We start from the raw sequence: 10,412 nt of genomic DNA on the forward strand, positions 1-10,412 counted from the left end.
ATTTCGGCGGTAGGCTTCAGCGGAAAGCGCCTCGGCAAGAGCGCAGCCCTGTCGGATGATGCGTCGATCGCGAAATGCACCCTTCGGCGGCACGCGGCGGCCCCATACATTTTCGCAATAACGGCAGACGGGCGGGAGCGACATGGTCTGTCGTGCGCCGGGAAATCGGTTGTCGACGGGGCGCTCGCAGATCGCGCATATGAAGTCGGGCGGATGGTCAATCATCGCGGTCCGCCTGGTGGATGTCCGGCGCGCATGCGGAATCAGTCTGGCAGATCGCCACGGCCGCCAGCCAAAGTTCGTCGGGAACATGCACCCAATTGCCGGATGAGATCAGGCCTTCGCGCGCCTCTTCCTCGCCCTCGTCGGCAATCTTGTTGGCCAGCTCGTCAATCGCATTCTCGCCGCCCTCGGCCATGAGGTCCGCGAACGTGAAGCAGCTCTCGCAGACGGCTTGGCCCGCGACGACACGCGCGCCGGCGTCACGATGGGTCTCATAGCCGCAGCGTTCGCAGCAATGCCCCATGTCGGCGTCAATCCAGTCGGCCGGGTTGACCTTTTTCAGATGGTCCCACGACTCCACGCGGGTGACGCACTCAGGATCGAATTCGATCTCCTCTTCGTCGTCCCAAGCCGTTTCTTGAGCCCATATCTTGAAAGCCTCTTCGGCGCTCGGCGCCTGGATCGCCTGCCAATCAAATTCGCCCGGCGTTCCTACGGCCCACATGGGTTTCAGGGCGCGAGCTGTTGCGGTGACCGCCGGCGCGGCTGAGATGGCCGGAAGGGCTGGGGCGACGACAAGCGCCGAGGTGCCGATCAGGAAGGCGCGGCGGCTAAGCATTAGAAGCTCCGTCCGTGGTTATGGTGGGTTTCATCGCCTCGCCCTCAATGGAAATCGACGGCGCCAGCGTCGGCGGCCATCTCAAACGCCTTCCGCCAGTTCTGGTATCGAGGGTAAAACGTCGGATCATCAACCGCCTGAGCAGCGGCGTCGAACGCGGCGAAATCAGCTGCGAGCTTCTTGCTGACGGCTGTACCGATGACGCCTTCGCAGTCCGAAAAGTTGATCAGTTCCCAGAATGGACCGTCTGCGACCGTCCATGCGCCAGCGTCGTGCCGATGCTCTACGCGGCCATAGGTTTCGATGGGGGCTTGGGGATATCCGGCAAGCTCGGCTAGACGCTCCCTCCAGCGATTGTAGCCGCTGTATGCGCCGGCGCCGAAACCAAAGCTGTCACCAGAACTATAGACGCCGCGATCCTCGATATCGTCGGCGCGGCCGGGAAAATCGGGATTGAGGCGGGCAACGAAGTCGTAGGTGTCGTATTCAACAACCTCAAGGGCGTGATTGTAGACTTCGCCTTCGAGATACTTGACGCCTTCGATCTTGGTAAGACGCGCGTGCGCGATGATGTCGAGACCCATTATGCGTCTCCTTTCTCGGTGCCAGATGTGTTTAGGGCGGAGCGAGCGTCAGACGACCGGTCGAGCGAGGTCTCAACCAGCTCGGTCAAGGACACGAACTGAGCATCCGCCGCCTGACGTTGCACATGTGCGATTGCGTCTTCGAAAGATCGGAAAGACTGCCGACCTCGCATCGGATCGGGATGCACAGGCGGTCGTGCTCCAGCGATCCATTCCAGCGAGAAACGGCGCTCACGAATTTCCTTCACCGGTTCATTCATCGGAGTTGCCTTTCCGATTTGGGGCGGTGTCGCCGTACCGGTAGGTTTCCATCGGCCCATCGACCTCCTCGCCAGTCTCCAGATCGACGGTCGGAGAGCCCTCAAGGCACGCTGCGTGGCAGATACCCATCTCGATATCCGTTGCGCAGATATCGTCATCAAGCAGCGGCTCGGCGCAGATCGGGCAGGTGTCGATGTCGGGATGATCACTCATCGGCCTGGCCTTTCGATTTTGTAGTGGCAGCCAGATCACGCAATGCGGCATTTACGGCCGCGTTCTCTGATTTGTACCCGTCGTTCCATGGCCCACCTGGCGCCTGCCAGTGCCACTGCCTGTCGGCGTCCGAGCCGCACACGACATAGCCGGCGCCCACAAGGCGTGGATCCTCGCAGCTACCCCGAAGATTCATCGGATCTTCGTTACCTTCCGTGCCAGATGTGCTTAGGGCGTCGCGGGGCTCTGCCTCGCCGTCGAACAGGTCAACGCCCTCTTCGAACATGACGGCCATCATTTCGACTTCGTCGGGCGTGAGGCGGACGCCTCTGCCTTTCGCTGCGTTGCGGTGGCACTTGCGCAGGATCGAATGCCAAAGGGACCGGTCGATCTCAGCCATGATCGGCGCCTTTCGATTTTGGGGCGGTGTCGCCGTACCGGTAGGTATCCATTGGGCCGTCGCGCTCGTCGCCAGTCTCCAGATCGACGACGGGAGAGCCCTCAAGGCATGCCGCGTGGCAGATACCCATTTCGATATCCGTTGCGCAGATATCGTCATCAAGCAGCGGCTCGGCGCAGATCGGGCAGGTGTCGATGTCGGGATGATCACTCATCGGCCTGACCTTTCGTGGTTATGGTGGGTGCCAGCGCGGCGTTGAGAATGTGGGAGATTGCGGCCCGGCCGAGATACTCGGAATAGACGGGCGGGATTGCTTCGCGCAGGCCGTCACGAGACGCCCACGGCATGCCCATAATTTCCCTCGCCAGATCGGCGCCGGAGAAGTTGCCGACGATGTGCATGAACTCACCATCCCGAACCGGGCGCCCCATCTTCCGGAGTGGTGCTTCATGCTTCGGGTGCTCTGGCTGTTGAACCGGGTACGAGCACTCGAACAGGCGGTGACGGTAGGTCCTGATGCCGAACATCGAGCCACACAGCATGACGGGATTGCGAAGGGGGGCACCCTCGACGTTCTCGATGCAGTATGGAATGCCACTCCGGCATAGGCGATCCCTGATAGGGTCGATCAAATCCGGGTGGTCGTTTCCACGGATCTTCTGCGCAATCGTGTGTGCCTGGCACGGCGGGCTTGCCCAGATAAAATCGAACCCCTCAAGCGGGAATTCCAGCGCGTCGGCGCGGTGGAACTCGAACGGGTATCGGTCCCGCTGCTGGATATCGACGCCAACGACTTCGAACCCTGCGCGGTGCAAACCTACGCCCGCACCACCTTCGCAGCAGAAGAGATCGAGCGCCCGCAGGCGGCGGCCATCGGTGATGTGTGAAACGAAGTTCATTCGCCACCCCCGGTGCCAGTCGTGTTTCTGGTGGTGACCGACGTGGCAGTTTTTGCCGGTGAGTGCGGCGTTTCTCCATTGATGGCAATGGGTTGCTGCCGGTGATCGTCTCCGGTCGTGCCTTTGGTGGGCGCGTCGATGTTCCGGCGCTCGACGGTGAAGGTGTAGGCGGCAACCCACGGGTTTGCCTCCCATGCGCCGGGGCCATTGATTTCGGTCCAGAGCGATGCATAAGAGCCGACGGCTGTATCGACGTAGCCGTTCCAGCCGCCATCTCGATACCGCTTCCAAAACCGCAAGCTCGGGTCACTAGGCGCAACCTCGCGTGTTACGTCCTCGATGCCTTCTGCTATCGCATCCTCTTCGCTGATCGAGCACAAGCGCTCGACGCGCACGTCGGTGACGGTAAGCGTCAGGCGGGACGCCCAACGGGGCATGAATATCGAAGGTACGTTCCAAAGCGTCTCGTCATCCCTCGAATAGCGCTCGACAATAGCGTCCGCTCGCTCGTCTCTCAGGAAGTGCTCCTCGCTCGGGCCGATGCCGCCGTGAGCGTCGTAGAAGAGTCCCCAGTCTATGCAGCAAGCCAGCGTTTCCCGAACCCAGAGACGATCGCCAACGCAAATTCGCAACTGCTTCGGCAATTGCCCTTCAATCAGCCGATCAGGATGGGGCTTCACTAGGCGCCGCGTCTGGGTCTTGCGACCTTCAACCAGCGCGCGGACCATCGGCCCGCTGAAAAGGATCGGGCGGTCAGCCATCGGTCTGGCCTTTCGTGAATAGGGCGTCCTCGACGGCCCTGATCGCGTCCGAGAAGTCGTATTCATCGGAAACGCCGGGAAGCGCGCTCGCCAACTTCATTGCAACAAGCGCCGTTTGCAGAGCGCGACGCAATTCGGGCTGGGCATGTTGGAAAGCGGTGGCGAGGGCAGCGCGCATTGCCTCGCGTCGAACCTTTCGCGCGTCACTGCTCATGCTGGCAAATCTCACCGCATGATAAGTGTTCAAGGCTTTGTAGACGATGTCATCGGTGATCTGACGCATTGTCCTGGCCTCCTTTCGATGATGTGGCGGTGCCTTGTCGCGGAAAGGGGCAACCCGACAGGCTGCACCAGTTCCCGTCGTTGTCGCCGCAGGGGCAGGCGTCGGCCTGCGGGGACGCGTCATCAAGCTTGGCGATAACCTGCTTGATCAGGTCTTCGAAATGCTTCCAGTCGCGCTTAAACTCGATCTTGATGCTGCTGAGTGGCGGCGCGTCTTCGTAGGTCATTTCCATGAACGTTGGGACTTCGAGCCATTCGTAATGACCAGCCATGTGGCCGCTGGCTTCATCGACGGTGACAACGGCAAAGCTTTGCTGCAGCACACGATCGTCACCGCGGCCGATCCAACGTAGCGACGGTGTGGCGGTAGAACTGATGATGCGCTTGGTCACTGGCGCGCCTCCGCTGCGGCGATCGCTGCTTCCATGCCGGCGATATTGTTGACAGCGCTGATGATCATCGCAGCGATCGCGGTCACCTGGTCATCGCTGCGATCGCCGTTGACGTCGATGGTTATGACGTCGACGCCTTCGTCGTCGAGGATCACGCCGATATCACTGTCGGAAAGCCGCAGCGGGAGCGCAACATCGACATCGCGGAAGGCGGCGACGACGGCGGTGGGGGAGATGCTGAGGCTGATCATGGCTGCTTTCCCTCGCCGCCGCCGGGATGGAAGTCGCGGGTCAGAATGGTCTCGATGCCGTGCTCCGAGCAATATGGCAGGACAGGCGTGCCGTCCTCGAATTCCAGCTCACCCCGGCGCTCGATCTCGGCAAGGCAGCGATCGGTCAGGTACTGCCCGACCGTAATGAGCTTGTCGACTTCATAGGAGGAAAGATCCTCGACGATGCGCCCTCCGGCAATCAAGGAAGCGGCAGCTTCAAGATCTTCCCTTGTCAGAATGTCAAGTTCGGCGCTTTCCACTTGTGTCTGCTTGTTCATGGCTGAAACTCCTCGGTGCTTGAAGGTGTCTGCGACTCGTGAACGACGGCCATTTCAAGCGCGAGGGGAAGCGTGCCCACTTTGATGATGGACTCCATCTCCTCGGAGCGGATCCGCTTCACTTTGCGGACAAGCTCGCCCGGCCACACGCCCTTGGCCGCATCTCGGGCGGCCTCGGGAGAAGTGGCGAAGGTGTCGTACGGCGGCACGTCATCCCCTTCGAAATGGACGCGAAAGGCAGTTCGATTTGTCATGGCGTTACGCCCTCACCGAAACCGCACGGCGGTGACCGGGAAGGCCCCGGTTGCCGTCTGCTGGCAAAACTCGAAGAAATCGCCCGTGACATCACCGGACGTCATCCGCATCCAGTCGTGCCGGACGGCCGCGCCGCCGGCCTGGTCGATCGTCTCCATGACGACGCTCGCGAGCTGAGTGGAGAACGATGCAAAGGCCGCGATGATTTCGGCCTCGGCCTCGTCGACGAGACCGGAAAGGTTTTGGTGCCCGCGCAGGAAAGCGGACTGCGGCTCGCCCTGGTCGGTTATCATCACGGTCCATTCGGGAACGCGACCGAGGACGGGCGGGGCGTGGCTGGTGGTGGCGGCAAGGTTCATTGCTGTATTCCCATTTTCTTGCGCAGCTCGGCCGGGGAGACGATCGCGCCGTTGACGGCGCGATAGGGCAGGCATCCGTTTTCGGGCTTCATGGTGCCGTCGATGAACAGCTCCGGCCCCTCCAGCATGAAGCGGTCGATATGCTCGGGATTGGCGGCGAGGACCGAAACGATATGTCCGGCGAGTTCCATGGCCGGTTCCCCAGCCTGGAAGGCAACGCCGGATGCAACGTCGGCGATGCGGCGGATGATGATCTTGGCGAGCTGCGCGCGGTATTCCTCGAACTCGACACGGTCGCCGGCCGTTGCCGAGGCATGCCCCGCAACGAAGCCACGGCGATAGGCGGCCTTGCGGCGGCGCGTGTTGGCATAGTTGGGCTTTGGCGTGGGCGCGGTCATTTCGACACCATGCGCAGGAAGGTCACCTTGCGGACGAAGCCGCCGGGATGCTGGCGCTTGGCGGCGGCCTCGGCGCTGGGCGAATTGGCGGCATTGAGCGATATGGCCCGGCCGTCGTGAAATGTGACGCGGTATAGGGCGAGGCGAGGCGCGGTTGCGACGGTCATGCCGCGTCCCCACCATGCACGGTGATCGCCTTTTTCGCGTCGCGCAGCGCTTCAATGTGCATGCTGATCGCCGGCAGGCTCATGGTGCCATAGGTCACGCCGCCGCAGGACATGGGGTAGCGCTTGGGGTAGCTGATCTTGCGCGGGGTCCAATCCGGACGCTTGCCAACGTTCGCCGCAGGCGGCGAGGCTTTCTTCAGTTTCGACATGGGAGGGGTGCCCTTCATCCGTTTCGGATGCCGGCCCTGCGCGGGCCGGTCACCGAAGCGGATCGCGGGTCAGGCGGCATTCGAGAGGCGCAGACGCTCGGCGACCTTCGGCGCGTAAGTCGAAATCTGATCCTTCGTGAAGCCTAGGCCGATCAGATCCTTCTCGGTCTGCGAGCCGCGCTCGATGTAAAGCTCAAGCATCTCCGCCTCGATATCGCGGGCCGGAACTTTCGCAATTTTGGTCATGGGGTAGTCTCCTATGGGGTTGGGCTTCATCCCGGCGGCGAGTTGCGGGGTGATCGCGCAAAGCTAATGCGTATTTAAATACGCTGTCAAGGAGAAATACGTACGTAATTACGCGCGCAAGCTTGGGGCGAGCGCGAAGCGAATAGAAACAAGAGGTTGACTTTCCGACGCCGCAAAGCAGACTGCCGCCGGGGTTGTCTGCGGGGGTTTTGATGCGTCGGGCTGTTTGCTTGGTGGGGGCTTTGCTATTTGCCAGCGAGGCGTTGGCAGGATTCGAAAGCTGGTCGGTCGATGCGTCGCCGGACCCGTTTACGGGTGGCGCGAAAGTCGAGGTCAACTATCTCGTGAGCGCGCGCTCGGGCACATTTCTTATTTGTGATTCGTCAAAGGAGGGCCTGGAGCTTCGGGTCGTGGCCGGTTGGCAATATGTCGACGACTTGCAGGGCTTCAAGCCGTCCGGCAAGCTCGCTATTGACGGCAAAATCCTGTTCGAGGTCCCTGGGGAAACAGGTGCGTTTGGAAGCAACGTTGCTGGGGCAACCTTCAATCTTGCGCGCCACCACGCCGAAGCGCTGGCCCTCGCAATGGAGGATGCCAAGCAGCAGATCGCCGTGCAGGACGGCATTAGCGACCGGCCGATGCTTATGAAGGCGCGGGGGAGTACAAAGGCCGGCAAGGCGCTGCGGGAATGCCTGGTCAAGCAAGCGGATGGAAAACGCAGCATCGACACCTTGTTGAAAAAGGAAGAACCGGCGCGCGTCACGGACGATCCGGATGCGATGCCGGTCGATGACGTGGTCAGGCGGGCCATGTTCATGATCCACGGGGCGGCGATCGAGGAGCGATGCAAGGCCTACACTCTCAAGCCAAAAGCAAGAGGCTATGGCTTTGCAAGTGACGTTCAAAAGCGATCGATTGACGAACTGATTGCGCAGGAAAAGGCACGCACCGCGAGCGATTTGGAGCGCCTAAGCTGTGCGGCCGCAGCCCATGAATCTATGGAATGGACCGACCTGTCCTATGATGAGGTCTGGCAGGCGCCCTGATCTGGACACCTGCCGCGAGGACGCACAATGCCGTACTACGATATCCGTTTCATCAAGGCTGCAACCGGACGATCAAACAAGGCGCGAACTTATGCCTATGATGAGGCGGAGCTTCGGCAGAAGCTGGCGCGCGACGGCGACGAATTAGTATCATTCGAGACTGCGAAAGAAACCGAAGCGTCCGAAGCCCAGCTCAACTATCTTCGCGCGTTGGGCGTGCGCATTGCGGGGCCTCTGACCTCGCCCGAGGCAAGTTCGCTCATCGACAACGCCAAAACACGGCAGGAGCCCGCTGACGCGGAAATGCGGGCGACGCTTCATGCTCTTCGCGTTGAAGTCAACAGGTTCACGTCGAGGAGAGACGCATATCATCGGATCCGCCAGGAACTTGTTAGGCGAGGTCCGGCTGAGTTAGCGCCTTGGTACGTTTATCGGGTTTATCGAACGAATTTCGACAGAGCAAAAGGCGACGGTATCAGAGATTGGAACCACCCTGAATTCATCAGAATTGCCGGCGAGATCCGCAAGGACGAAAAACTCCTGCGATCGCTGCTAAATGCTAGCGAGACTAGCGCCTCTGGCTTTAGGTGGTTTGGGCCTTTCCACGCGCCGAATGGCGACACATACTATGGGGATAGCCGATCGACCGCCGTCCACAAGTACACAATCGCAGCTTTGCGCGAGGCGGGGCTCTGTCCTGCTGGTCATGTTGAGCGTGTTAATGCGCCCATACTGGAGAAGCGCCCCGTCGCTGAAACACGATTAGATTTAGAACGCTCTTCTTCGCATGCCTCGCTGCCTCCAGCGACGGCCAGCCGAACTGGCTGCGCCTTGCCTGTGCTCTTCGCCATCGGGACGATTGTCGGGACCTATTGGCTGATCTAGGTCGCCTCCTCGGCTACAGCTAGTCAGTAACATAGCGGATCACACCCCAAACAATTCATTCAATGTCAGGATCTTGTGCATGGCGTGGATCGTATCGCGCAGGATCTGGACCTGTGCTTTCGGGTTATGCTTGTCGAGAATAATGAATTTTTCTGTCCGCTTGGCATAAATACCAACCGACGTTTCATAGGTTCCATCGCCGTTCTTGCATTGCACGATGACCGGGTCACCAAAATGCGGCGGCTTGTGAGGGTTTAGATAAACCAGGTCACCCGGCGAGTATTGCGGAATCATCGAAACGCCCTCGATGTAGAGGGCATATATGTCTCTGGCATTCATCAAGGCTGGTGGGCGCCGTACATAGTCAACGGGTTCGGTCGACAGTTGGAAGGATCCTCTCAGGTGCGAGCCAGCGGCCGTACCCATCACTGGCACGTCCATAGGCATCTCATGACGGCTCGGCAAGGGTGGAATTGCCGTTCGCCCGCGGGCAGGGGCCTGCGTGAGTTCATCCAGGCTATCAACCGCGAGTAACCATTCGGTTGACGTGTCGAGGGCGCGCGCGATCTTATGCAACGTGTCGATGCGCGGGTTCTTTGTCGTGCCGTCAAGAATTTTTCGAAGGGTTTCTTTCGCGCCCGTTGCCTCTATCGAGACCCGTTGCGCGGCCTTCCCCGTCTCCTGAAGACGTTGATTGATTCGGGAAATCAACATTTTGGTCATGGCGCGTATAATATGACGCGCCCTCCGTATTGGACAGGATATTAAATTACGTTGACAAGGCGTATTTAATTACGCACTTATGGCGCATGACCCTGCGCGAAAATCTTATCTCGGTGGCTGATTCCTACTGCTCCCTGACGGGCCTTTCGAAGGCGCGCGTCTCGACGCTTGTGCTTTCTGGCGGGCGTCGCCTCGCGGTCATCGAAGCCGGCGGCGATATCGGAACCGAAGGTTACGAGCGCGCCATGCAGTGGTTTTCCGATCGATGGCCTGAAGAGGCTGAATGGCCAGAAGGCATACCGCGCCCGGAGCGCTCCATTGCGGAGGCCGCAGAATGATTGCGCTTCCCATGTTCTCCCCATCCGTCGCGTCTGCCTTGTGCGCGATGGTACGCCCGGAAGGTGGCCGCGCATCTTCCGGGCACCCTCTTTCCCTCCAGCCCGGCGCGACCTCCTCCCGTCGACGGGTTGTGCGCCGGAGCGCCACGGCTGTGTTTGGCCGTCTGGCTTGCTCCGGCGCTGTCCTCTTGCATTCCGTCGTTCCTGTCGCATGTGGCCCGCCCTCTGATCTGCTGACCTGACCATCGCAAACCCCGCAAATTCCCACCACGGGAAAGCCCGCCACTTTTTACCGTGGCGGGAAGGAGCTTTTCTATGTCTTCAACCGAAGTCTGGCACTACCGCATGAAGTCCGCGCAACGCGATCTGATCCGCCTGTGCGGAGGCATCGATCGCTCGGCCGAAATCGCCTCGACCTCATCCTCCCATATGGGGCGGATGAACAATGCCAAAGACCCGGAAATCATGCCCATCCCCATGGTGCTGGCGCTTGAGGCTGAATGCCAGCAGGCGCCGGTTACGGAGGTCATGGCCAATGTGAACGGCCGGCGCCTCACGGACCCGGAAGAGGATCGCATCGCCGCCGCCTGTTTTCTCGCCACC

21 protein-coding genes and 1 pseudogene are annotated in these 10,412 nt (G+C 60.5%); 4 read left to right on the plus strand and 18 right to left on the minus strand.

Translation table 11 applies throughout. The features are described 5' to 3' along the window. Positions 1 to 217: 217 nt before the first annotated feature. From VGN93_RS31145 to VGN93_RS31225, 17 genes are all read right to left on the minus strand, one after another. Positions 218 to 841 carry a hypothetical protein gene (locus VGN93_RS31145; protein ID WP_327510673.1) on the minus strand — a complete coding sequence of 208 codons (624 nt, stop codon included), beginning with the start codon at positions 839 to 841 and terminating at the stop codon, positions 218 to 220. A 44-nt stretch (positions 842 to 885) separates the two neighbouring features. Continuing rightward, positions 886 to 1,425 carry a hypothetical protein gene (locus tag VGN93_RS31150; RefSeq protein WP_327510674.1) on the minus strand — a complete coding sequence of 180 codons (540 nt, stop codon included), beginning with the start codon at positions 1,423 to 1,425 and terminating at the stop codon, positions 886 to 888. Positions 1,426 to 1,677: 252 nt separating this feature from the next. Then, positions 1,678 to 1,899, minus strand: coding sequence for a hypothetical protein (locus VGN93_RS31155; protein WP_327510676.1), 222 nt, complete (start codon positions 1,897 to 1,899; stop codon positions 1,678 to 1,680). Continuing rightward, positions 1,892 to 2,299 (minus strand): hypothetical protein, encoded by a 408-nt coding sequence (locus VGN93_RS31160; RefSeq protein WP_327510677.1) that lies wholly within the window; start codon positions 2,297 to 2,299, stop codon positions 1,892 to 1,894. Before VGN93_RS31160 ends, VGN93_RS31155 begins: the two co-directional genes overlap by 8 nt. Further along, positions 2,292 to 2,513, minus strand: a complete 222-nt coding sequence (locus tag VGN93_RS31165; protein ID WP_327510678.1) for a hypothetical protein — start codon at positions 2,511 to 2,513, stop codon at positions 2,292 to 2,294. Before VGN93_RS31165 ends, VGN93_RS31160 begins: the two co-directional genes overlap by 8 nt. Further along, positions 2,506 to 3,198: a hypothetical protein gene (locus VGN93_RS31170; RefSeq protein ID WP_327510679.1), complete on the minus strand. Its 693-nt coding sequence runs from the start codon at positions 3,196 to 3,198 to the stop codon at positions 2,506 to 2,508. The genes VGN93_RS31165 and VGN93_RS31170 overlap by 8 nt, the downstream gene beginning before the upstream one ends. Continuing rightward, on the minus strand, positions 3,195 to 3,959 hold the full coding sequence (locus VGN93_RS31175) for a hypothetical protein (protein ID WP_327510680.1): 765 nt from the start codon (positions 3,957 to 3,959) through the stop codon (positions 3,195 to 3,197). Before VGN93_RS31175 ends, VGN93_RS31170 begins: the two co-directional genes overlap by 4 nt. Next, the gene (locus VGN93_RS31180) at positions 3,952 to 4,242 is read right to left on the minus strand and encodes a hypothetical protein (RefSeq protein WP_327510681.1); all 291 of its coding nucleotides are present in this window, start codon (positions 4,240 to 4,242) and stop codon (positions 3,952 to 3,954) included. Before VGN93_RS31180 ends, VGN93_RS31175 begins: the two co-directional genes overlap by 8 nt. Beyond that, positions 4,223 to 4,633 (minus strand): hypothetical protein, encoded by a 411-nt coding sequence (locus VGN93_RS31185; protein ID WP_327510682.1) that lies wholly within the window; start codon positions 4,631 to 4,633, stop codon positions 4,223 to 4,225. Before VGN93_RS31185 ends, VGN93_RS31180 begins: the two co-directional genes overlap by 20 nt. Further along, positions 4,630 to 4,884 (minus strand): hypothetical protein, encoded by a 255-nt coding sequence (locus tag VGN93_RS31190; RefSeq protein WP_327510683.1) that lies wholly within the window; start codon positions 4,882 to 4,884, stop codon positions 4,630 to 4,632. Before VGN93_RS31190 ends, VGN93_RS31185 begins: the two co-directional genes overlap by 4 nt. Further along, positions 4,881 to 5,183, minus strand: a complete 303-nt coding sequence (locus tag VGN93_RS31195) for a hypothetical protein (protein ID WP_327510684.1) — start codon at positions 5,181 to 5,183, stop codon at positions 4,881 to 4,883. Before VGN93_RS31195 ends, VGN93_RS31190 begins: the two co-directional genes overlap by 4 nt. Further along, positions 5,180 to 5,437 (minus strand): hypothetical protein, encoded by a 258-nt coding sequence (locus VGN93_RS31200; protein ID WP_327510685.1) that lies wholly within the window; start codon positions 5,435 to 5,437, stop codon positions 5,180 to 5,182. Before VGN93_RS31200 ends, VGN93_RS31195 begins: the two co-directional genes overlap by 4 nt. Positions 5,438 to 5,449: 12 nt before the next feature. Next, complete coding sequence (locus VGN93_RS31205; RefSeq protein WP_327510686.1) at positions 5,450 to 5,797, minus strand: hypothetical protein; 348 nt, start codon at positions 5,795 to 5,797, stop codon at positions 5,450 to 5,452. Then, positions 5,794 to 6,195: a hypothetical protein gene (locus VGN93_RS31210; protein ID WP_327510687.1), complete on the minus strand. Its 402-nt coding sequence runs from the start codon at positions 6,193 to 6,195 to the stop codon at positions 5,794 to 5,796. The genes VGN93_RS31205 and VGN93_RS31210 overlap by 4 nt, the downstream gene beginning before the upstream one ends. Further along, positions 6,192 to 6,362, minus strand: coding sequence for a hypothetical protein (locus VGN93_RS31215; protein WP_327510688.1), 171 nt, complete (start codon positions 6,360 to 6,362; stop codon positions 6,192 to 6,194). Before VGN93_RS31215 ends, VGN93_RS31210 begins: the two co-directional genes overlap by 4 nt. After that, the gene (locus tag VGN93_RS31220; protein WP_327510689.1) at positions 6,359 to 6,571 is read right to left on the minus strand and encodes a hypothetical protein; all 213 of its coding nucleotides are present in this window, start codon (positions 6,569 to 6,571) and stop codon (positions 6,359 to 6,361) included. The genes VGN93_RS31215 and VGN93_RS31220 overlap by 4 nt, the downstream gene beginning before the upstream one ends. Positions 6,572 to 6,640: 69 nt before the next feature. Continuing rightward, positions 6,641 to 6,817, minus strand: a complete 177-nt coding sequence (locus VGN93_RS31225; protein ID WP_327510690.1) for a hypothetical protein — start codon at positions 6,815 to 6,817, stop codon at positions 6,641 to 6,643. A gap of 212 nt (positions 6,818 to 7,029) precedes the next feature. Between VGN93_RS31225 and VGN93_RS31230 the strand changes: the two genes are divergently transcribed. Continuing rightward, positions 7,030 to 7,863: a hypothetical protein gene (locus VGN93_RS31230; RefSeq protein WP_327510691.1), complete on the plus strand. Its 834-nt coding sequence runs from the start codon at positions 7,030 to 7,032 to the stop codon at positions 7,861 to 7,863. 27 nt (positions 7,864 to 7,890) lie between these two features. Beyond that, positions 7,891 to 8,748, plus strand: a complete 858-nt coding sequence (locus tag VGN93_RS31235) for a hypothetical protein (RefSeq protein WP_327510692.1) — start codon at positions 7,891 to 7,893, stop codon at positions 8,746 to 8,748. A gap of 39 nt (positions 8,749 to 8,787) precedes the next feature. On the opposite strand, the gene VGN93_RS31240 is transcribed toward VGN93_RS31235, so the two are convergent. Further along, positions 8,788 to 9,471, minus strand: coding sequence for a S24 family peptidase (locus VGN93_RS31240; RefSeq protein ID WP_327510693.1), 684 nt, complete (start codon positions 9,469 to 9,471; stop codon positions 8,788 to 8,790). An 86-nt stretch (positions 9,472 to 9,557) separates the two neighbouring features. Between VGN93_RS31240 and VGN93_RS31245 the strand changes: the two genes are divergently transcribed. Both VGN93_RS31245 and VGN93_RS31250 read left to right on the plus strand, forming a co-directional pair. Continuing rightward, positions 9,558 to 9,809 carry a hypothetical protein gene (locus VGN93_RS31245; RefSeq protein WP_327510694.1) on the plus strand — a complete coding sequence of 84 codons (252 nt, stop codon included), beginning with the start codon at positions 9,558 to 9,560 and terminating at the stop codon, positions 9,807 to 9,809. 315 nt (positions 9,810 to 10,124) lie between these two features. Continuing rightward, a pseudogene (locus VGN93_RS31250) lies at positions 10,125 to 10,412 on the plus strand (hypothetical protein); the annotation flags it as partial.

This window comes from Shinella sp. (assembly GCF_035998705.1).
Classification (GTDB): domain Bacteria; phylum Pseudomonadota; class Alphaproteobacteria; order Rhizobiales; family Rhizobiaceae; genus Shinella.